The organism is Nocardioides sp. (assembly GCF_050699375.1).
In the GTDB taxonomy this organism is placed as follows: Bacteria; Actinomycetota; Actinomycetes; order Propionibacteriales; family Nocardioidaceae; genus Nocardioides.
Map to the genome: position 1 here is coordinate 1 of NZ_JBOHDN010000104.1, position 19,796 is coordinate 19,796.

20 protein-coding genes are annotated in these 19,796 nt (G+C 68.9%); 7 read left to right on the plus strand and 13 right to left on the minus strand.

Annotated features, from left to right (window positions below; all coding sequences use genetic code 11):
- Positions 1-59 precede the first annotated feature (59 nt).
- Together glpK (ACRDPS_RS07370) and ACRDPS_RS07375 are read right to left on the minus strand one after the other, a co-directional pair.
- Entirely contained in the window at positions 60-1,577 is a 1,518-nt protein-coding gene (gene glpK / locus ACRDPS_RS07370) for a glycerol kinase GlpK (RefSeq protein ID WP_431500975.1), read from the minus strand.
- Positions 1,578-1,653: 76 nt separating this feature from the next.
- Positions 1,654-2,508: an MIP/aquaporin family protein gene (locus ACRDPS_RS07375; protein WP_431500976.1), complete on the minus strand. Its 855-nt coding sequence runs from the start codon at positions 2,506-2,508 to the stop codon at positions 1,654-1,656.
- Positions 2,509-2,664: 156 nt separating this feature from the next.
- Between ACRDPS_RS07375 and ACRDPS_RS07380 the strand changes: the two genes are divergently transcribed.
- Both ACRDPS_RS07380 and glpK (ACRDPS_RS07385) read left to right on the plus strand, forming a co-directional pair.
- Complete coding sequence (locus ACRDPS_RS07380) at positions 2,665-3,441, plus strand: IclR family transcriptional regulator (RefSeq protein WP_431500977.1); 777 nt, start codon at positions 2,665-2,667, stop codon at positions 3,439-3,441.
- A 16-nt stretch (positions 3,442-3,457) separates the two neighbouring features.
- Positions 3,458-4,969, plus strand: a complete 1,512-nt coding sequence (gene glpK, locus ACRDPS_RS07385; protein ID WP_431500978.1) for a glycerol kinase GlpK — start codon at positions 3,458-3,460, stop codon at positions 4,967-4,969.
- Here glpK (ACRDPS_RS07385) and ACRDPS_RS07390 read toward each other — a convergent pair.
- A complete protein-coding gene (locus ACRDPS_RS07390) occupies positions 4,911-5,990 on the minus strand; it encodes a TDT family transporter (RefSeq protein WP_431500979.1) in 1,080 nt (359 codons plus the stop codon). The two genes, glpK (ACRDPS_RS07385) and ACRDPS_RS07390, sit on opposite strands and share 59 nt — an antisense overlap.
- A 76-nt stretch (positions 5,991-6,066) precedes the next feature.
- On the opposite strand from ACRDPS_RS07390, the gene ACRDPS_RS07395 reads away from it, so the two are divergent.
- Positions 6,067-6,954 carry a LysR family transcriptional regulator gene (locus tag ACRDPS_RS07395; protein WP_431500980.1) on the plus strand — a complete coding sequence of 296 codons (888 nt, stop codon included), beginning with the start codon at positions 6,067-6,069 and terminating at the stop codon, positions 6,952-6,954.
- Between the two features lie 24 nt (positions 6,955-6,978).
- Here ACRDPS_RS07395 and ACRDPS_RS07400 read toward each other — a convergent pair whose 3' ends face one another.
- From ACRDPS_RS07400 to ACRDPS_RS07425, 6 genes are all read right to left on the minus strand, one after another.
- Positions 6,979-7,407, minus strand: coding sequence for a carboxymuconolactone decarboxylase family protein (locus ACRDPS_RS07400; protein ID WP_431500981.1), 429 nt, complete (start codon positions 7,405-7,407; stop codon positions 6,979-6,981).
- Positions 7,404-8,006, minus strand: coding sequence for an RBBP9/YdeN family alpha/beta hydrolase (locus ACRDPS_RS07405; protein WP_431500982.1), 603 nt, complete (start codon positions 8,004-8,006; stop codon positions 7,404-7,406). Before ACRDPS_RS07405 ends, ACRDPS_RS07400 begins: the two co-directional genes overlap by 4 nt.
- Before the next feature lie 25 nt (positions 8,007-8,031).
- Entirely contained in the window at positions 8,032-9,354 is a 1,323-nt protein-coding gene (locus ACRDPS_RS07410) for an MFS transporter (RefSeq protein ID WP_431500983.1), read from the minus strand.
- 9 nt (positions 9,355-9,363) lie between these two features.
- On the minus strand, positions 9,364-10,416 hold the full coding sequence (locus ACRDPS_RS07415) for a 3-keto-5-aminohexanoate cleavage protein (RefSeq protein WP_431500984.1): 1,053 nt from the start codon (positions 10,414-10,416) through the stop codon (positions 9,364-9,366).
- A gap of 50 nt (positions 10,417-10,466) precedes the next feature.
- On the minus strand, positions 10,467-11,378 hold the full coding sequence (locus ACRDPS_RS07420) for a TauD/TfdA dioxygenase family protein (protein WP_431500985.1): 912 nt from the start codon (positions 11,376-11,378) through the stop codon (positions 10,467-10,469).
- A 149-nt stretch (positions 11,379-11,527) separates the two neighbouring features.
- The gene (locus tag ACRDPS_RS07425) at positions 11,528-12,502 is read right to left on the minus strand and encodes a quinone oxidoreductase family protein (RefSeq protein ID WP_431500986.1); all 975 of its coding nucleotides are present in this window, start codon (positions 12,500-12,502) and stop codon (positions 11,528-11,530) included.
- A gap of 114 nt (positions 12,503-12,616) precedes the next feature.
- Here ACRDPS_RS07425 and ACRDPS_RS07430 point away from each other — a divergent pair, with 114 nt between their 5' ends.
- Entirely contained in the window at positions 12,617-13,615 is a 999-nt protein-coding gene (locus ACRDPS_RS07430) for an AraC family transcriptional regulator (protein WP_431500987.1), read from the plus strand.
- Positions 13,616-13,800: 185 nt separating this feature from the next.
- Here the strand turns inward: ACRDPS_RS07430 and ACRDPS_RS07435 are convergent, their stop codons facing one another.
- The 3 genes from ACRDPS_RS07435 to ACRDPS_RS07445 form a co-directional block, all read right to left on the minus strand.
- On the minus strand, positions 13,801-14,586 hold the full coding sequence (locus tag ACRDPS_RS07435; protein WP_431500988.1) for a MerR family transcriptional regulator: 786 nt from the start codon (positions 14,584-14,586) through the stop codon (positions 13,801-13,803).
- Between the two features lie 82 nt (positions 14,587-14,668).
- A complete protein-coding gene (locus ACRDPS_RS07440; protein ID WP_431500989.1) occupies positions 14,669-15,433 on the minus strand; it encodes an ABC transporter permease in 765 nt (254 codons plus the stop codon).
- Positions 15,430-16,227: an ABC transporter ATP-binding protein gene (locus ACRDPS_RS07445; protein ID WP_431500990.1), complete on the minus strand. Its 798-nt coding sequence runs from the start codon at positions 16,225-16,227 to the stop codon at positions 15,430-15,432. The genes ACRDPS_RS07440 and ACRDPS_RS07445 overlap by 4 nt, the downstream gene beginning before the upstream one ends.
- Before the next feature lie 141 nt (positions 16,228-16,368).
- On the opposite strand from ACRDPS_RS07445, the gene ACRDPS_RS07450 reads away from it, so the two are divergent.
- The 3 genes from ACRDPS_RS07450 to ACRDPS_RS07460 all read left to right on the plus strand — a co-directional run bounded on the left by ACRDPS_RS07450 (position 16,369) and on the right by ACRDPS_RS07460 (position 18,955).
- A complete protein-coding gene (locus ACRDPS_RS07450; RefSeq protein ID WP_431500991.1) occupies positions 16,369-16,827 on the plus strand; it encodes a MerR family transcriptional regulator in 459 nt (152 codons plus the stop codon).
- Positions 16,828-16,860: 33 nt separating this feature from the next.
- Positions 16,861-17,907, plus strand: coding sequence for an NAD(P)-dependent alcohol dehydrogenase (locus ACRDPS_RS07455; RefSeq protein ID WP_431500992.1), 1,047 nt, complete (start codon positions 16,861-16,863; stop codon positions 17,905-17,907).
- Positions 17,908-18,559: 652 nt separating this feature from the next.
- Complete coding sequence (locus tag ACRDPS_RS07460; RefSeq protein WP_431500993.1) at positions 18,560-18,955, plus strand: hypothetical protein; 396 nt, start codon at positions 18,560-18,562, stop codon at positions 18,953-18,955.
- Between the two features lie 231 nt (positions 18,956-19,186).
- On the opposite strand, the gene ACRDPS_RS07465 is transcribed toward ACRDPS_RS07460, so the two are convergent.
- On the minus strand, positions 19,187-19,789 hold the full coding sequence (locus ACRDPS_RS07465) for a TetR/AcrR family transcriptional regulator (protein ID WP_431500994.1): 603 nt from the start codon (positions 19,787-19,789) through the stop codon (positions 19,187-19,189).
- Positions 19,790-19,796: the final 7 nt, after the last annotated feature.

Consider the following 19,796-nt stretch of genomic DNA (forward strand, 5'->3'; position numbering starts at 1 on the left):
CGTCATGACGAGCCGACTCGGCGCTGGTTTTGGTCAGGATGAGCCGACTCGGCGGAGGCTCAGTCGACGTCGACCCAGTCGAGGGTGCGCTCGACGGCCTTGCGCCAGCCGGCGTAGCCGGTCTCGCGCTGCTCCTCGCTCCACGCCGGCGACCAGCGCTTCGACTCGTTCCAGTTCTGCCGGAGCTCGTCGGTGTTCTTCCAGAAACCGACCGCCAGACCGGCCGCATAGGCGGCACCGAGGGCGGTGGTCTCGGCTACCACCGGTCGGCTGACCTCGACGCCCAGGACGTCGGCCTGGATCTGCATGCACAGCTCGTTGACGGTGACGCCGCCGTCAACCTTGAGGACCTCGAGGCGTACGCCGGAGTCCTTCTCCATCGCGTCGGCGACGTCGCGGCTCTGGTAGCAGATCGACTCCAGGGTCGCGCGGGCGATGTGGCCGCTGGTGTTGAACCGGGACAGGCCGACGATCACGCCGCGGGCGTCCGAGCGCCAGTAGGGGGCGAAGAGACCGGAGAAGGCCGGGACGAAGTAGACCCCACCGTTGTCCTCGACCTCCTTGGCCAGGGTCTCGGACTGGGCGGCGTTGCTGATCACCCGGAGCTGGTCGCGCAGCCACTGCACCGCGGAACCGGTGACGGCGATCGAGCCCTCCAGGGCGTACGTCGGGGGCTCGTCGCCGAACTGGTAGCAGACGGTGGTGAGGAGGCCGTTCTTGGAGCGTACGAGCTCCTGGCCGGTGTTGAGGAGGAGGAAGTTGCCGGTGCCGTAGGTGTTCTTGGCCTCGCCGGCCTCCAGGCAGACCTGGCCGACCATGGCGGCCTGCTGGTCGCCGAGGATGCCGGTGATCGGGACCTCGCCACCGATCGGGCCGTTCTTGAGCGTCGTGCCGTAGGCCTTGGGCTCGGAGGACGGCCGGATCTCGGGGAGCATCTGGCGCGGGATGTCGAAGAAGCCGAGCAGCTCGTCGTCCCAGTCGAGGGTCTCGAGGTTCATCAGCATGGTGCGGCTGGCGTTGGTGACGTCGGTGATGTGCACGCCGCCGTTGGGGCCGCCGGTCAGATTCCACACGACCCAGCTGTCGGTGGTGCCGAAGATGGCGTCTCCTGCCTCCGCCGCCTCGCGGACGCCGTCGACGTTCTCCAGGATCCATTGGATCTTTCCGCCGGCGAAGTAGGTGGCGGGCGGGAGACCGGCCTTCTGCCGGATGATGTCGCCTCGTCCGTCCTTGTCCAGGGCGGAGGCGATCCGGTCGGTGCGGGTGTCCTGCCAGACGATCGCGTTGTAGTAGGGGCGTCCGGTCTTCTTGTTCCACACGACCGTGGTCTCGCGCTGGTTGGTGATGCCGAGCGCGGCGATGTCCTTCTCGGTCAGGCCCTTGCGGCCGAGCGCGGTCTGGATCACCGCGCTGGTGCGCTCCCAGATCTCTACCGGGTTGTGCTCGACCCAGCCCGCCTTCGGCATGATCTGCTCGTGCTCGAGCTGGTGGCGGGCCACCTCGTTGCCGCCGTGGTCGAAGATCATGCAGCGGGTGCTGGTGGTGCCTTGGTCGACGGCTGCTACGTAGTCGGGCATGTCGTCGGTCCTCTCTGTGTCTCTTCGTGTCTCTTCGTGTCTCTGGGTCTGTGGGGGTTCCGGTCGGTCTTCTCGGTCAGGCGGTCCTGCGCTCGGGCTCCAGGCTCTCCTCGTCGGCTTCCTGCGGGAGGGTGCCGACCTCCTCAGCCTCCTCCTCCGCGGGCAGGAAACGCGAGATCAACACCTTGTACGCTCCGGCGCCGATGAGCCCGCCGACCAGCGGGCCGAGGATCGGGATCCAGAAGTAGAGGTCTCCGGCGGCGGTCACCCACGCTCCGTCGTAGCCGGTGACGAAGGAGGCCAGGCGCGGTCCGAAGTCACGGGCGGGGTTGATGGCGTAGCCGGCGTTGGTGCCCCAGGCCATGCCGATGCCGACGATGACGAAGGCGATCGCGACCGGGGAGAACCAGGCGAGCGGGGCGGAGTTCTTCGCGTCGGTGATCGCCATGATCAGGAACAGCAGGATCGCGGTGCCGATCACCTGGTCGGCGAAGGCGGTGGTGAGGCTGATGCCGAGCCCGGCGTCGCCGTTGCCCGGGAGCGTCGAGAAGATGCCCTGGGTGGCGTGCGTGTGGCCGGGGTCGACGCTGGTGATCGCGTCGCCGTAGGCGAAGCGGACGATGAGGGCCGCGACGAAGGCTCCGAGGATCTGGGCGACGCTGTAGGGCAGCACCTTGCGCCACTCGAAGTCGCTGAACACCGCCATCGCGAGGCTGACGGCCGGGTTGAGGTGGGCGCCGCTGATCCTCCCGGCGGTGTAGATGCCGAGCATCACCCCGATCCCCCAGCCCCAGGCGATCGAGTCGTGGTCTCCGAGGCCGCCGTCGCCGGTCACGACCTGCGCGACCACTCCGACTCCGAACAGGATCAGGATCGCCGTCCCGGCGAACTCCGCACTGAGCTCTCCGATGAGCGTTCGACGTTTCAACATGCGCTGCTCCTGCCGTGTGGGGTCTGGCGGACCTCAGCACCGTAGGGACGGGTGATGTGCGTCACAACGGGCGCCGTTCAGCATGGCGGAACGGCCGCTTCCCGGGATTGATCGAAAGTGACGTACGCCTATGGCGGGCCCCCTACGCTTTTACCGATGTCTCGGACCGTGCAATCCGTCGAGCGGGCTGCCGCGCTGCTGCGCGTGCTCTCCGCCGAGAGCGAGCCGATGGCGCTCGGGCGGCTCGCGAGTGCGGTGGGACTGGCCAAGCCGACGGCACACGGGTTGCTGCGTACGTTGGTGGTGGCCGGTTTCGTGGACCACGACCCGGTCACCGGCCGCTATCTGGTGGGACGGAGCCTGCTTCATCTCGGCTCCGTCACCCTCGACCTCAACGAGCTGCGGTCGGTGACGCTCAACTGGGTGGACACGCTGGCGGCGCGTACGGGCGAGGAGGCTCGGATCGCCGCCTACCGCGAGGGGAGCGCGGTGATCGCGCATCACGTCCTCGGCTCGGGACCCGGTGCCCAGCTGGCCGGCACCGGGACCTCGCTGCCACTGCACGCCACGGCACTCGGGAAGGTGCTGGTCGCGTTCGACCCCGGCGCCGCCCGCAGCGTCGTCGGGCGGCAGCTGGACCGACTGACGTTCCGGACCATCACCGACCGCTCGCAGCTGCTGCGGGCGCTCGCGGACGCCCGGGACACCGGGTGGGCCGCCGCCGTGGAGGAGGTGCTCCCGGATCTGGCCGGGATCGCGGCGCCGGTGCGTGACCGGGGCGGGTACGTCGTCGCGTCCGTGGGGATCGCCGGGCCGGTGCGACGGCTGTGCGACCCCCGGGGCAACCCCCGTGCCGATCTGGTCGAGCAGGTGACAGGTGTCGCCCGGTCGATCTCACGGGCGCTCGGTCATGGCCGGGCCGCGGTCGCATGAGAGGGCGTCAGGCGGCATGAGCGGGCGTCAGTACGTCGCGGCGCTGGACCAGGGCACGACGTCGACGCGGTGCATGCTCTTCGACCGCGAGGGCCGGATGGTCTCGCTGGCCCAGCGCGAGCACCATCAGCACTATCCACGGGCAGGCTGGGTCGAGCACGACCCCCTCGAGATCTGGGACATCGTGTGCCGGCTCGTGCCGGAGGCGCTCGCGGACGCCGGTGCGTCGCCCGATCAGGTGGTCGGGCTCGGGATCACCAACCAGCGCGAGACGACCGTGGTCTGGGACCGGCACACCGGCCGGCCGGTGCACAACGCGATCGTGTGGCAGGACACCCGCTCGTCCTCCGTGCTCGCCGATATCGCCGCGGAGATGCCCGAGACGGAGATCCAGGATCGGTGCGGGCTGCCGCTGGTGACGTACTTCTCCGGGCCGAAGGTGCGCTGGCTGCTCGAGCAGGACCCGTCGCTGCGGGCACGGGCGGAGCGCGGGGACCTGCTGTTCGGCACGGTCGACTCCTGGTTGGTCTGGAACCTCACCGGCGGGGTCTCAGGCGGGCTGCACGTCACCGACGTGACCAACGCCAGCCGCACGATGCTGATGGATCTCACCACGCTCGACTGGGATCCAGAGCTGTTGGAGGCGATGCGGGTGCCGCGGGCGATGCTGCCGGAGATCCGGGCGACGGTCGGGTCGTTCGGGACGACCGTCGCTCCCATCGCCGGGATCCCGTTGACGGCGGTGATCGGCGACCAACAGGCGTCGTTGTTCGGGCAGGCGGGGTTCGACCGCGGCGACGCGAAGTGCACCTTCGGAACCGGCGGATTCCTGCTCCTCAACACCGGTTCCACGCCCGTGCGGTCACAGCACGGGTTGATCACGACGGTCGCGCACAAGATGCAGGACGAGCCCGCGGCGTACGCCCTGGAGGGGTCGATCGCCGTCGCCGGTGCACTCGTGCAGTGGTTCCGCGACAGCCTCGGGCTGATCCGGTCGGCCGCGGAGATCGAGACCCAGGCGCTCACGGTCGCCGACAACGGTGGTTGCTATGTCGTCCCGGCGTTCACCGGTCTGTACGCACCGCACTGGGAGCCCGAGGCCCGTGGCGTGATCGTCGGGCTGACGTCGTACGTCACCAAGGCGCACCTGTGTCGCGCCGTCCTCGAGGCGACCGCGTGGCAGACCCGGGAGGTCATCGACGCGATGAACGCCGATGCCGACGTGCCGTTGCGACAGCTCGCGGTCGACGGTGGCATGACCGCTGACAACCTGCTCATGCAGACCATCGCCGACTTCCTCGACATCCCCGTCGTACGCCCGATGGTGGCCGAGACCGTCTCCCGCGGAGCCGCCTATGCGGCCGGGCTCGGGGCCGGCTACTGGCCGGACCGTCAGGTCCTGCGGCGGCACTGGCGGCGCGCCGCCGAGTGGCGGCCCGCCATGTCGGCAGCGGTGCGCGACGCCGAGCTCACCCGTTGGAGACGGGCTGTAGAGCTGGCCGTCGCGTGGGGCGAACCGGCATCGTGAACAAGCGGACGGTTCCGTACGCAGCGGCGACCCAACCTGCCAACAACCCGATCGCGGCGATCCCGGACCCGACCTCGAAGACCCCCAGGCCCGTCGCGGCGGCGAGGGCGCTGTTGCCCGTGGCAACGGTCCCGATCGGGAACGTGAACGACCACCAGGTCGGTGCCACCGGCATCCCGGCACGGACCTGACGCACCGTCAGCGCGAGCGCCAGGACGGTCCACAGCACCGTGAAGCCCCACACCGGCACGCCGTAGCACACCGCGAGCATGCTGAGCGCGTGCCCGTAGACGGGCACCACGGATGGGGCGATCTCGCCGAGGTGTTGGACCGCTGTGGTCGACTGCCCCAGGAAGCCCAGCACGATCCACACGGTGGGCAATGCCGCCGGGGCGAGGGCACCGTGGCGTACGAGCCGCTGCCAGAGCTGGTTGAGCACGAGAAGTCCGGCGATGACGGTCAGACCGAAGAAGGCGTAGCAGACGATCAGCAGGGTCTCGCGGGCCTGGCCGGCAGGCAGGTGAGGCACGAGCCCAGCACCGGTCGTGGCCGAGACCATCGGGGGCACGACCGGCATCAACCAGCCGCCGGTGGCGCTGTCGTCGGCGACCTCGTGACAGGTGATCGCCCGGTACGGCACGGCGATCGCGGTCCAGAGGCCGAGAAGCGTGCCCACGGTCCACAGCACCGCACCCAGCCCGATCGCCGCCGTGGCACCGAGGACCTCGTGGCCGACCCCGACCGTGCCGGCGCCGACGGTCATGAGCGCCATGGCCGGGGCTCCGTAGAAGTGGGACATCACCGGGTCGTCGTACTGGCGACGCAGCAGCGAGCGCTCCTGCCAGATGCTGAGCAGCATCACCGTCGCCGTGGCCACCAGGAGAAGGCCTGCTGCCAGCCAGAACGCCAACGCGAGCGGCATCGCTCCCGGGATATCGAAGGGAAGTCCGGGCAGGACGACGGCGACGATGCCGGTGCCCATCGTGGCGGCGTACCAGTTCGGACCATAGGGGAGCCTCATACCTCCATGCTCGCCACCACTGGCAGACGCCGGTAGCACCCACGTGACTGTGGGTTCACAGGGATACCCTGTGACCATGCTGCCCGACATTCCGTCACTCCGCCTGCTCGTCGACGTCGCCCGGCTGGGCAGCATCGGAGCCGCGGGGCGCGCCGCGGGGATGTCGCAGCAGTCGGCCTCGGAACGGCTGCGGGCGATGGAGACCCAGGTCGGCCTTGTGCTCGTACAGCGGGCTCACCGCGGATCGACGCTGACCCAGGCAGGGACACTGCTGGTCGAGTGGAGCGGTGACCTGCTCGAACGCGCCGACGAGATCGAGAACGCCCTGCAGACGCTTCGCCGCGGCCGCTCCGACGAGCTGCACGTACAGGCCTCGATGACGACCGCGGAGTACCTGCTGCCGCGCTGGCTCGTCCGCCTGCGGCAGCAGCGGCGGGTTGCGGTGAGTCTCCGCGCCGCCAACTCCGAAGAGGTCGTCGGCGCGGTACGCCACGGGGAGGCGGACCTGGGCTTCGTCGAGGGCCCGGTCGACACCGCCGGGCTCTCGACGGCGCGGGTCGGGGTCGACGAGCTCGTGCTGGTCGCGGCCCCCGATGACCGCTGGGCCCGCCGCCGCGCGGGGATCGGCCCGCGCGAGCTCGCGACCCGTCCGCTGACATCTCGCGAGCAGGGGTCCGGCACCCGGGCGGTCGTGGAGTCCGCGCTGGCAGCCGTGGGCGAGCGCCTGGCCGATCCCGAGGTGGAGTTCGCGACGAACACCGCGATCCTGGCCGCCGTACGTGCCGGCGGGTCCCCTGCGTTCGTGTCGAGCCGGGCGACCCAGGCCGACGTCGACCTGGGCACCCTCGTCATCGTTCCGGTGGCTGATCTGGACCTGTCGCGAGAGTTCCGGGCGGTCTGGGTCGGCGGGGCGCGGCCCCCCGCCGGACCCGTGCGCGACCTCCTCGGGATCGCCGGCGTCTGAGCCCGGCCGGGGGCCGCGGGCCGTTCAGGCGCTTGTCTGCGGGGGTTCCTCGACTGCGCTGCCATCCCGGTGCGAGGCGAGCTCCTCGACGAGGATCGGCACCCCGACGTTGCACGAGTGGATGCCGACCACGGTGGCGAGCTTGAGCACCTCGAGGATCTCCTCGCCGGTGACCCCCAGCTCCAGCGCGGCCCGGATATGGCGACGTACGCCGGGGGCGTACATGTGCGTGCAGGCGGCGTCGACCGCGATGCAGAGCAGTTCGACGACCTTCGGGGAGAGAACACCGTTACGCCAGGACTGGGTGGCCAGTCCCAGGTACTTCTCGGTCCACTCGGGGTCGAGCTCGGCGAGCCCGTCCCACAGGCCGTTCCACTGCCCGGCGGCGCGCATCGCCGAGACCACGCCGTCCGGCGACGGCACGTCCTCGGATCGGTCGTCGGGGCCGGTCACGACCGAATCAGCTCACTTCGGTCCCTCGGCGCGGACCGATGGAGCAGGTCCGCGACGAGGTCGTCCACCCCGGGCCACGCACCGTAACCCGAGGCAGGGTTGAGGTGGCCGACCTCGCCCAGGTCCACGAGGCGCGAACCCCAGGTCTCAGCCATGCCGGCGACCCTCCTGAAGCGGGCCAGCGGGTCGTTCCGGCTCGCCGCGACGGTTGTCGGGAAGGGCAGCCGGCGCCGCGGTACCGGGGCCCAGCCGTTGGCGTGGAGCTCGGCCTGCGCGGGATAGCCGTCGGGCAGCGGCACCTCGAAGTCGGGTGGCGCCGCCAGCAGCGCGGCGCGGACGGGCCGCGTACCCGTCTGCGCCCAGTGCACCGTGATCAGGCAACCGGCGCTGTGCGCCACGAGGACGACCGGGCCGTCGATCGCGTGGAGCACCTCGTCGAGGGCGGCCACACGCGCTGCGAGGCTGAGCACGTCGTGCTCGAGGGGTGGCACGATCCGCGCCGTGTCGAGCCGGTCTGCGTACAGCGTCTGCCAGTGTTCGGCGACGTGATCGCGGAGCCCGGGGACGATCACGATCGTCGGGGAGTCGGCGGAGGTCATGAGTTTCTCCTTACGGGTGGGGCGGTCAGGAAGCGGTCGCCGCGGTCACTGTCTGCAGCCGTCGTACGCCGGCAGGGTGCAGGCGGCGGCCGAGCAGGAGCACCGCCATGGCAGGCAGGTACATGACTGGAGCGAACTGCAGGGCGGTCAGCAGGCCGACCTGGTCCGCCAGGACCCCCACCACGAACGGACCGAGGGCCAGACCGAGCAGGTTGTTGGAGAGGGTCAGGGTGCCCATCGCGGTGGCGCGCACGGAGGCGTGGGTGAGACTCGCGACCATGGCGGCGGTCGGACCGGAGGAGCCGGCCGCGAAGAACGCGCCCAGCCCGATGAGGACTGACGCCCAGGTCCCGTTGTCCAGGTGGAAGCCGACCGGGAGACAGACCAGCGAGATGGTGCAGAAGGCGACCGCGGCGAGCCACTTGCGAGTGACGTCGCCGCGTCCCACCCGATCGGTGATCATCCCGCAGACGACCATGCCGCTGCCGATCAGCAGGACGAAGCCTGCGGCGGCCATCGCGGCCCGATCGGTGGCCATACCGTGGTAACGGTTGAAGAAGCTGGGCATCCAGGCAAGCATCACCGCGGCGGTGAACATCTGCAGGCCACCACCGACGTAGGCGCACAACACCGCGGGATTGGTGTAGAGGCTCGACAGCGGTGCCCGCAGCCGGCGTGAGGACATCCCAGGCTCGGTCTCCTCGATGTCCTTCTCGGCCCTGTGTGCGGCCAGCCTCCGCTCGCTCACCACGAGCCGGAAGACCGCGACCAGGAGCAGACCGAAGACGCCCATGGCCAGGAAGGACCAGCGCCAGCCGAGCTGGGTGGCGATGACGCCGCCCAGAACGACCCCGACGACGGACCCGAACGAGCCGCCGGCCATGAAGGCGCCGCTCAGCGTCGCATGCAGCCGCGGCGCGAAGACACTGAGCACCAGCGCGATGCCGACGCTCCCGTACGCGGCCTCACCCACGCCGACGAGGAACCGCGCAGCGAGCATCTGCTCGTAGTTGGCGGCCAGCGCGCAGAGCAGCGTGGCGATGCTCCACAGCACGGCCATGAGCACGAGGCTCCGGACCCGTCCCCAGCGGTCCGCCACGATGGACAGCGGCAGCGTGAGCAGCCCGACCATCAGCGCGACGACACTGCTCAGCGACGCCAGGTGGGAGTCGGAGAGAGCCCACTCGGTCTTGAGCACGGGGAACACGGCGCTGAGGACCTGGCGGGACATGTAGTCCGAGAGCAGCAGCCCGAAGGCGAGGGCGAACACGATCCAGGGGTAGGCGCTTCGCCGGGACGGGCCCGGCACCTGGACCGACGCGGTCACAACAGCATTATGCGTCGTCATGACATGTCCCTAGGCGTGGTGGGTGAAGCCGACCTGGCCGGGAAGGCGGTTCGGTGCGTAGCCGAGCTTCGCCAGAGTCTCATCAGCGTCGGCGTACGTCTGGCCGATCCGGTAGAGGTCGTGGGCGTCCTTGGCGTCGGCCACCTCTCGCCCGAGCTCGGCGGCGATCCGGACCAGCTGCTTGATCTGCTGGACCGAGGTGTACTTCTCCCCCTTGCGGCCCCAGATCGTGTCCTCGTTGCCGCATCGGGTGTGCAGGCCCATCGCGATGGCCATCGCGTTGACCGGGAGGACGCTGCGCATCAGGGTCTCCAGGGTCAGGCAGGCGCCGTCGGGGACCCGCTGGATGAAGTTCATGATGTTGTACGGGTTGGGGCCGTCGAAGCCGCCGCCGATGCCGACCCAGGTCAGGTTGAGCGGGCCGGTGTAGACGCCGCGGCGGATCAGCCGCTCGACGGTCTCCAGCTGGGGGATGCTGGAGAGCTGGAAGTGCGGCTGGATGCCGTTGGCCTGCAGGCGTCGCAGGTGCTCCTCGACCCAGGCCGGGCCGGCCGGCACGGTCATCTCGCGGTACGCCTCGGCGAGCTCGGGGCGCTCCATCGAGGTGCCGGCGATGTCGTCGGCCGTCATCAGCTCCATGATGTTCATCTGGCTGGTGTTGATCGCGATGGTGACCTGGTCGGGCTTCGGGTCGAGCTCGGCGAGCATGTGCCGGGTGTCGTCGGAGAGCCACTTGGCATCCGCACCCTCGCCCTCCGGCGCGAACGAGATCGAACCACCGATCTGCAGGATCATGTCCGGGACGGCCTCGCGCAGCCCGGCGAGGAGCTCGTTGAACTTGGAGAGTCGCTTGGAGCCCTTGCCGTCGAGCTCGCGGACGTGGATGTGGAGGACGGTGGCACCGGCCTCGAAGCAGTCCACCGCTTGCTGGATGTGCTCCTCCATGGTCAGCGGCAGGTCCTCGCGGAAGTCGTCCGGCTCCCACTCGGGGCCGTACGGGGCGGCGGTGATGACCAGCTTGTCCTGAGCTTCGGGGAACAGGGCGTCGTCGTGAAAGTGCATGATCGTTCTCTCTTTCCGGGGTGGTTTCGTTGTGGCTCGGGGCTTGGGTTTCAGAAGGGGCGGTCGCCGACGATCCCGGCGCGCTCCATCCTTCGAACCGCCGGCCAGTAGTCCTGGACGGCGTAGTGCTGGGTGGAGCGGTTGTCCCAGATCGCGAAGCTGTTCCGGGTCCAGCGCCAGCGCACCTGGTACTCGGGGATGCTCGCCCGGCTCGTGAGGTAGCGGAGCAGCTCACCGGCGCCCGGCGCGTAGTCGATGCCGGTGCGTACGTTCTCGGCGGTGTGGAAGTTGGTCAGGTGAGTGGTGAAGCTGTTGACGAACAGGACCTTCTCGCCGGTCTCCGGATGCGTACGCACCACGGGATGCTCCGCGTCGGGGAACCGATCCTTGAGCGCGAGCCGTTCCTCGAGCGGCATCCGGGCGCCGAAGGTCGCCTCGATGCTGTGTCGCGCCCGGAGACCGGCGATCTTCGCCTTGACCTCGTCGGGCAGCTGCTCGTAGGCGAGCGCCATGTTGACCCACATCGTGTCCCCGCCCGCCTCGGGTCCCTCGACGCATCGCAGGACACTGCCCATCGGCGGGTTCACCCGCCAGGTCGCGTCGCAGTGGTAGGCGTTCTCGAATCGCTCGGGCGGGCTGTCGAGGTCCTTGTAGATCCGGACCAGGCCGGGGTGCTCGGGGTCGGAGCCGACGACCGGGTGATCCTCGAGCTGCCCGAACCGCTCGGCCAGCGCGACGTGCTCGGCGCGGGAGATGTCCTGGTCGCGGAAGAAGACGACCTTGTGGCGCAGCAGCAGCGCCTTCAGCTCCGCGAAGAGCGCCTCGTCACGGGCGACCTCAGCGAGGTCGACTCCCGACAGCTCCGCGCCGATGCTGCAGGTCAGCGGCTCGACCTCGAAGCTCGCCCCCGGCTCGGCAGCCGTCGCGAGACGGTCGGGACCGGCGTACGTGGTTGTGTTCATGGCTGTCTCTCCTGTCTGTGGTCGGTCTGTCTGTGGTCGGTCTGTCTGTGGATCGTTCTGTCTGTGGATCGGTCTGTGGGTAGGGGCGACCGCCGGCGAGGCCGGGTGCCTCGTCGTTGTTCGGCCCGGGCGGATGTCGGGCGGTGGCCTCAGACCTTGAAGACCGAGGAGCCGACGGTGCGGCCGGCCTCCAGGTCACGGTGGGCCTGCGCGCAGTCGGCCAGGTCGTAGCGCTGGTTGATCTCGACGCGGATCCGGCCGGATCCGACGTGGTCGAAGAGCTCGCCGGCCAGCTCGGCGCGCTCGGCCGGGTCGGCGATGTAGTCGGCCAGCGCCGGCCGGGTGACGAACACGGACCCCTTGATGGCCAGGTCCATCGCGTTGATCGGAGGGATCGGGCCCGAGGACGTGCCGAAGCAGACCAGCAGGCCCCGGCGGGCCAGCGAGTCCAGAGAGGTCTCGAAGGTGGTCGCCCCGATGCTGTCGTAGACCACTGGCACACCGGCGCCGTCGGTGAGGCGGCGTACCTCGGCGGCCACATCCTGCTCGCGATAGAGGATGACCTCGGCGCAGCCGTGAGCCCGGGCCACCTCTGCCTTCTCAGGCGTCGAGACCGTGCCGATCACCCGGATCCCCAGCAGGGCGGCCCACTGGCAGAAGATCAGGCCAACCCCACCGGCCGCGGCGTGCAGCAGCACGGTGTCACCGGCCTCGAGCGGGTGGATGCGGCGCAGCAGGTAGGCGGTCGTCAGCCCACGCATGGTCATCGCCGCGGCGGTCTCGAACTCGATGCCGTCGGGAAGCCTGATCAACGAGTCGGTCGGCATCACCCGCTCGGTGCTGTACGCACCCAGCGGGCTGCCGGTGTAGGTCACCCGGTCCCCCGGAGCGAACTCGGCAACCCCCGGGCCCACGGCCTCGACGACCCCCGCGCCCTCGACACCGAGCCCGTTCGGGAGCGGGGCCGGGTAGAGCCCGGTGCGGAAGTAGGTGTCGGCGAAGTTGAGCCCGACCGCGGCGTGGCGGACCCTGACCTCGCCGGGTCCCGGGGCGCCCACCTCGACAGGCATCCAACGCATGACCTCGGGCCCTCCGGGCTTCTCGATCCGTACGGCGTGTGCCACTTCTGACCTCCTCCGACTGACAATGTGACGTACGCAACACTAGGGACCGTGGCCCGTCTTCGCTTATCCTGACGGGACAGATTGCTTGTCATTCAGGGACACCAAAGGGGACACGTGAAGCCACTCGCCCGCTACGCGGCACTCAACGGGTACGGCGACCTCAGCCGGTCGCTCGGTCTCGATCCGGGCGACCTGCTGCGTCGTTGCGGCCTCGACCCGGCGGGCCTCGGAATGCCGGATCGGTGGGTGCCCGCGGTCGCCGTCGCAGCTCTCCTCGAGCGTTCGGCGCGGGAGTCGGGCCACGAGGACTTCGGGCTGCAGCTGGCGGAGCGACGACGGTTCTCCAACCTCGGCCCCGTGAGCCTGGTGGTCCGAGAAGAGCCGGACGTACGCAGCATGCTGCGCATCCTGAGCCGCTACGAACACATGTACAACGAGTCGCTGCGCACCCGCCTCACCGAGTCCGGGGGCACTGCGACGATCCGGGTCGAGCTCGACCTCGGCGAGCCGGCCGAGTCGCGCCAGGCGATCGAGCTGGCCGTCGCCGTGGTGCACCGCCTGCTGCGTGGGTTCCTGGGGGCGGACTGGCGCCCCATCGCGGTCTGCTTCGCCCACCACCCGCCGGCCGACACCACCGCTCACCGACGGGTGTTCGGCACGACGGTCACCTTCGACCACGAGTTCCACGGGCTGGTGTTCTCCGCCGCCGAGCTCGCCGCACCCAACCGGATGGCCGACCCCGGCCTCCACCAGTACGCCTACCACCTCCTGGAGTCGGTCGAGCCGTCCCGATCGGGCACCGTCCCCGACCGGGTGCGCGAGCTGATCGAGGTCCTGCTGCCGACCGGACGCTGCTCGATCGAACAGGTCGCTCGCAGCCTCGGCGTGAACCGTCGAACCATCCATCGCCGGCTCGCGGCGTACGACCTGACGTTCTCCTCGGTCCTTGACGAGACCCGCGCAGCGCTCGCCGAGCGCATGCTCGCCGGTGGGCACTACACGCTGACGGAGATCTCCGAGCTCTTGTCCTTCTCCGCCCCGAGCAACTTCACCCGATGGTTCCGCGGCAGGTACGGCTGCAGCCCGAGTCGATGGCGCGCAGATCAGCTGTAGATGGTCCACAGCCTCGCCACGAGATGGGAGCCTGGCGCATGTGCTCCCTGGTCAGGTCCTCGACGAAAGTGACGGAGGAGTCATGTCAGAGACAACCCCCACCCGGGCTGTGAACATCACCGAGACCTGGGACGAGAACGCACTGACGCACGGCGAGCCCGCGAAGTACGTCTTCTGAGGCTGGGTCAGCTCGAGGCCTTCTCCGAGATGCGCTCCAGCTTGGTCCAGCCGGTGTAGCCGCGCCTCTCGATCAGGCGCATGAGGTCGTGGGCGACGGGGACCTGCTCGACGAACATCGAGTCGAGCAGGGCGACGAGCTCGGGGGGCATGGCCTGGTCGGCGTCGACGTAGGCGGCCCAGTCCGCGGGGGAGAGCGCATCGAGCTGGGCGACGATCTGGTCGGCGATCCCTTCCAGACGGGGGTCGCCGGGCTGCCAGTCGAGCATGGCCTCGAGCTCGCGATAGGTCTCCACGATCGACGGGTCCTCGAGCTGGCCGACCTTGCTGCGGATGAAGGCCTCCATGCTCTGCGGCTGCTGGGCGGCGACGAGGATCCAGGCGTCGCGTTCGCCTTCGATCATCCGCTCCGGGATGCCGAGCTCCCGCATCCGTTCCAGATAGGCGACCGCCTCCGGCGGGAGAGCGAGCCCGTCACCATGGACGAGCCGGGCGATCCGCTCGCGGTGGCCCTGGCGCTCGCGGATCTCGAGGCGGAGGCGCTTGTCGATCTCGGCGACCGCCTTCTTGAAGTCGTCGTCGCCGGCGCCCAGCATCTCCTTGACACGGGAGAGCGGGACGCCGGCGTCGGCGAGGATGCGGATCTTGATCAGGTCCACGACAGCGGCGGCGTCGTAGCGTCGGTAACCCGAGTGGTCACGATCGGGCTCCACCAGCAACCCTTTGGCGTGGTAGTGGCGTACGGCCCGGACGGTGACACCGGCTGAGGTCGCCAACTGGCTGATCGTGAGCATTGCCGAATCCTGGCAACGAACCGCTTGGCTGTCTCCGTTATTGAATTTTGATGACCGAGCTGTGTTGATGCTTCTGGATCTGTCAGGCGAACTTGCGGCGGTAGGCGCCGTTGGCCAGGACGTACGCGACGACCAGCAGGCCGACGCACCAGGCCAGTGCGATCCACAGCTCGTTGCCCAGGTCCTGACCAGCGAAGATCGCCCGGATCGAGTCGACGATCGAGGTGACCGGCTGGTGCTCCGCGAAGGCTCGTACCGGGCCGGGCATGGTGTCGGTCGGTACGAACGCCGAGCTGAGGAAGGGCAGGAAGATCAGCGGGTAGGAGAACGCGCTGGCTCCCTCGACCGTGCCGGCCGTCAGTCCCGGAACCACCGCGAGCCAGGTCAGCGCGAGGGTGAACAGGGCCAGGATGCCGATGACGGCGAGCCAGTCGAGCACGCTCGCGCCGGTGCGGAAGCCCATCAGCAGGGCGACGAGCACCACCACGACCAGCGAGATCATGTTGGCGACGACCGAGGTCAGCACGTGGCCCCACAGCACCGCGGACCGGGCGATCGGCATCGACTGGAACCGGTCGAACATGCCCCCGTTCTTGTCCTGGAACAGGCGGTAGGCGGTGTAGGCGATGCCGGAGGCGATCGTGATCAACAAGATGCCGGGTAGCTGATAGCTGACGTAGCTCTCGTGGGAGCCGGTGTCGATCGCGCCGCCGAAGACGTACACGAACATGAGCATCATGGCGACCGGCGTGATCGCGGTGGTGACGATGGTGTCGGGGCTGCGGCCGATGTGTCGCAGGGAGCGGCCGAGCAGGACGGCGGTGTCGCCGAAGAATCGGGTGGTCATCGTGACTCCTTCACGTTGTTCGAGCTGGCGGACCTGCCGTTGGACTTGCTGGTGATGGCGAGGAAGATCTCCTCGAGGGACGGCTGCTTCTCGACGTACTCCTGCTTCGCGGGCGGGAACATCGCCTTGAGCTCGGCGAGGGTTCCGTTGGCGATGATGCGGCCCTCGTGGAGGATCGCGATCCGGTCGGCGAGCTGCTCGGCCTCCTCGAGGTACTGCGTGGTGAGCAGGACGGTCGTGCCGTTGTCGGCGAGGTCCTTGACCGCCTGCCAGACCTCGATCCGGGCCTCCGGGTCGAGACCGGTGGTCGGCTCGTCGAGGAAGATCACCGGCGGGTTGCCGATCAGGCTCATCGCGATGTCGATCCGGCGGCGCATGCCACCCGAGTACGTCGCGACCTTGCGGTTGCCGGCCTCGGTGAGCGAGAACCGGGCGAGGAGCTCGTCGGCGACCGCGCCCGGGTTCTTCCGGCGGAGCAGCTTGGCGATCAGGATCAGGTTCTCGCGACCGGTCAGGATCTCGTCGACGGCGGCGAACTGACCGGTGAGGCTGATGGAGCTGCGTACGTCCTGGGCCTGGGCCTTGACGTCGAAGCCGTTGACCGTCGCCTGACCGCCGTCTGCCTTGAGCAGCGTGGTCAGGATCTTCACGGCCGTGGTCTTGCCGGCGCCGTTGGAGCCGAGAAGGGCGAAGATGCTCCCCTTCTCGACGCTCAGGTCGACGCCCTGGAGGACGTTCAGGTCACCGTAGGACTTGGTCAGTCCGGCGATCTGGATTGCTGATGTCGGGTTCATGTCGATAAGCGTCGAGGGTTGACCCTGGGTCAAGGTCAAGCGGAAGTTTCGATCTATCTCCGCTGGGCCTGGTCCGACGCGGCAACGATCGATAAATCATCCCTTTGACTTCAAGTACTTGAAGTTCTTAGCGTCTTCGGTGTGACTGCATCAACGACTCGGACATACACGATCCGAGAGGTGGCGACGCTGACCGGGCTCCCGGCCAGCACGCTGCGCTACTACGAGACGATCGGGTTGATCTCGCCGGTCGGCCGCGGCGCCAGCAGCGGACATCGGGTCTATGACGAGACCGACCTGGACCAGCTGACCGGGGTCGCCTGCCTCGCCGCGATCGGCCTCTCGATCGATGACATGAGGACGTACGTCACCAACAGCCGTCTCGGGAGCGACGGTGCGGGCGAGCAGATCGACATGCTCACCGAGCACGCCGCGCGCCTCGCCCGGGAGGCCGAGCATCTCGAGCTGCGACGGACGTACGTCGGTCTCAAGACCGACTACTGGCGTGCCGTCGCGGCCGGCGATCAGGTGCGTGCCGAGGAGATCGGCGACCAGGCGCACAAGCTGGCCGACAAGATCCGCAGCCGCGAGAGCCAGTAACCACCACCCATCTCAGACTCAGGAGAAACACCTATGCGCGTCAACGCGTACGCAGCACCCTCCGCCGGCGAGCCGCTGGCGAAGACCACCATCGAGCGCCGTGAGGTCGGCGCGAACGACGTCCTCATCGCGATCGAGTTCGCCGGCATCTGCCACTCCGACATCCACACCGTCAACGGCGACTGGGGCCCGCAGCCGTACCCGGTCGTGCCCGGCCACGAGATCGTCGGCCGCGTCACCGAGGTCGGCGCGGCCGTCACCGGCCACAAGGTCGGCGACCGCGTCGGTGTCGGCTGCTTCGTGAACTCGTGCCGCGAGTGCGACAACTGCCGCAACGGCGACGAGCAGCACTGTTCGACCCCGGGCGGCGGGGTCGGGACGTACGCCGCGAAGGACCGCGACGGTTCGTTCAGCCAGGGCGGCTACTCGACCCACGTCGTCGTCGACGCGCACTTCGCGCTCAAGGTGCCCGAGGGCATGGACGCGGCGGCCGCGACGCCGCTGCTGTGCGCCGGCATCACAACGTACGCTCCCCTGAAGAAGTGGGGTGCGGGCCCGGGCAAGAAGGTCGCGGTCGTCGGCCTCGGCGGGCTGGGCCACATGGGCGTCCAGATCGCGCACGCGATGGGTGCCGAGGTCACCGTGCTCTCGCAGTCGCTGAAGAAGCAGGAGGACGGGCTGCGACTCGGCGCTGACCACTACTACGCCACCTCCGACCCGGCGACGTTCGAGCAGCTGGCCAGCTCGTTCGACCTGATCGTGAACACCGTCAGCGCGAAGATCGACCTCGACGCCTACCTCGGCATGCTCGCCGTGGACGGCACCATGGTCAACGTCGGGGCGCCCGCGGAGCCGCTCAGCGTCAACGTGTTCTCGCTGATCACCAACCGGCGCAACTTCGCCGGCTCGATGATCGGCGGCATCGCGCTGACCCAGGAGATGCTCGACTTCTGCGCCGAGCACGGCATCGGCTCCGAGATCGAGGTCATCTCCGCGGACCAGATCAACGAGGCGTACGCCCGGGTCCTGGCCTCCGACGTGCGCTACCGATTCGTGATCGACACCGCCACGCTGGCCTGATCTCACGGGGCGGGCGTGCCTCGCCCACCCAGGACCGTTCGGCAGCAGGCGGATAGTCCCTGACGGTTCGGCCCATCTACTCGGGAGTAATGGGCCGAACCGTCAGGGACCAACTCAGTTGCCGGGCGACGAGAACTAACCCGGCCACCCGGTCCGCTGGCTCGACCACTGGGCTCAAAGTCCCGGCTCAACGCGAAGCAGCCCGCCAGACCACCGACGCCTTTACCCTGGAAAAGAGGGAAGGGGCCATGATGGCGCACACCGCTCATTGCGCAAACGCAACGAATCCCCGATGCAAGTGCTCATGCCAGCATTCTCTGCATGGCGCGTCGAGCGGGTACTTCAGCCCGACGCAGGTGGCTCGCGCCCGGGAACCAATCTTGGCCGAGGTCGCTCGTTCCGATAAGTGGCCCACCTCGCTAGCCGCCGATCGCAGCGCTGTCTTGGGTTACTCGGCGGCGCTCCGCCTGGCAAAGTGTGACCTCGATACACAGTCGGCGGCAGCGTCCAAGTTGATTGTGGCCGGACTGGTCAGAGGCGACCTGACCCAGGAACTGGTCGACTCGGCTGTGAACAGTCTGATGGCACACGACGGTGTCGCCGGGAACACGGCGCACGACAGGGCGGCGAAGGAGCTGGAGCTTCACCTCTTGTGCACGCTGTTCTGGATGGCCCATCAGGCGGCTGCCGGACTTCAGGACGCGCTGACCCGGACGTCGGTGAGTTCATCGAGGCGGCCCTTTTCCTGCCAAATCGGCCTCGCACCGTCCACGCTGCAGTTGTCCATGGCGTCAAGGATGCGTTCGCAGAGAACCTTGCATCAGAGGCAACTGCGGTTTTCCTGCAACACATCGGCGCCCCCAACGCTGACGAGCTGCGTCTGCTCGCCGTGATGTTCTGCCCGAACTCTGCCACCCATCGCGAGATCCGAGCATTGGAGACAGAGATCGCTGAGGACTACGCCGCTGCATCTATCGGCCATGCGATTCGGGCGGCGCAGGACAATCTGGACCGCGGGGCCACAGGCAAGGAAGCAGATCAGAGCTAGCGGCGCTCCCGCCGCCATTCCCGAAAATTCTGCTGCCCGACCCTCCAAGCTCGCTTGGAGACCAAAGCACCAGTGCGTACGGCTTTGGCAACTACCCGAATCCGAGCGGCACCGCGACGCTCGGCTGTTCCAACACGAGTGGGCGATTGTGGCACCCGGGTCCGGACTGCCACTATCGCCCACCCACAGGCTGGATCAGGTCAGCATAGTGAGCTCGCTTCTGCCGGCCGGCTAGGTCGGCGGCGTCACCGACGCGATGCCGCGGACCGCGTGCTCGAGGGCATGCCTCGCGACCGGGTCGGCGACCCTCGTGGACTGGAGCAGCAGCGCGGCGGGCAGGGTGACGACGCAGTGGCGTACCGATGCGACGGCCACCCGGTCCGTCCGTCCCCACAGCGCGGAGGCAAGCTCCAGATGGAGCGCGCCGAGCTCCTCACGGAGCCGGACCAGGTGCGTACGTCCCTCGTCATCGAGGTCGGAGGCCAGCAGGTCGTCGGCATTGGCCGCGAGCAGGAGCCGGGCGCCGTCGGCGTCATGACCCGCGTACGCAGCGGGCGCGAGCGCCGCCACGACGAGGGCGGAGATGGGGTCACCCTCCTCCATCGCCTCCTCCACCCGCTCCCGCTGGAAGGCGAGGAAGCGGCCTGCCTCCTGCGCCCAGACCCGCGCCAGCAGACCGTCGCGGGACCCGAACGCGTGATAGACCGCTCCGTTGGACGCACCCGACCTTGCGCTGAGAGCCCTGATCGTGAGCCCGCCCACGCCTCGCTCGATCCAGAGGCTCCGGGCGTGCCCGAGGAGCTCGTCCAGGTCGTACTGCCGCGGACGTCCCACGGCGGCC

Bases quoted from the DNA above. Each gene is read 5' to 3' on its own strand.
- glpK (WP_431500975.1), bottom strand. From the start codon at position 1,577: ATGCCCGACTACGTAGCAGCCGTCGACCAAGGCACCACCAGCACCCGC.
- ACRDPS_RS07375 (WP_431500976.1), bottom strand. From the start codon at position 2,508: ATGTTGAAACGTCGAACGCTCATCGGAGAGCTCAGTGCGGAGTTCGCC.
- ACRDPS_RS07380 (WP_431500977.1), top strand. From the start codon at position 2,665: ATGTCTCGGACCGTGCAATCCGTCGAGCGGGCTGCCGCGCTGCTGCGC.
- glpK (WP_431500978.1), top strand. From the start codon at position 3,458: ATGAGCGGGCGTCAGTACGTCGCGGCGCTGGACCAGGGCACGACGTCG.
- ACRDPS_RS07390 (WP_431500979.1), bottom strand. From the start codon at position 5,990: ATGAGGCTCCCCTATGGTCCGAACTGGTACGCCGCCACGATGGGCACC.
- ACRDPS_RS07395 (WP_431500980.1), top strand. From the start codon at position 6,067: ATGCTGCCCGACATTCCGTCACTCCGCCTGCTCGTCGACGTCGCCCGG.
- ACRDPS_RS07405 (WP_431500982.1), bottom strand. From the start codon at position 8,006: ATGACCTCCGCCGACTCCCCGACGATCGTGATCGTCCCCGGGCTCCGC.
- ACRDPS_RS07410 (WP_431500983.1), bottom strand. From the start codon at position 9,354: ATGACGACGCATAATGCTGTTGTGACCGCGTCGGTCCAGGTGCCGGGC.
- ACRDPS_RS07415 (WP_431500984.1), bottom strand. From the start codon at position 10,416: ATGCACTTTCACGACGACGCCCTGTTCCCCGAAGCTCAGGACAAGCTG.
- ACRDPS_RS07420 (WP_431500985.1), bottom strand. From the start codon at position 11,378: ATGAACACAACCACGTACGCCGGTCCCGACCGTCTCGCGACGGCTGCC.
- ACRDPS_RS07435 (WP_431500988.1), bottom strand. From the start codon at position 14,586: ATGCTCACGATCAGCCAGTTGGCGACCTCAGCCGGTGTCACCGTCCGG.
- ACRDPS_RS07440 (WP_431500989.1), bottom strand. From the start codon at position 15,433: ATGACCACCCGATTCTTCGGCGACACCGCCGTCCTGCTCGGCCGCTCC.
- ACRDPS_RS07445 (WP_431500990.1), bottom strand. From the start codon at position 16,227: ATGAACCCGACATCAGCAATCCAGATCGCCGGACTGACCAAGTCCTAC.
- ACRDPS_RS07455 (WP_431500992.1), top strand. From the start codon at position 16,861: ATGCGCGTCAACGCGTACGCAGCACCCTCCGCCGGCGAGCCGCTGGCG.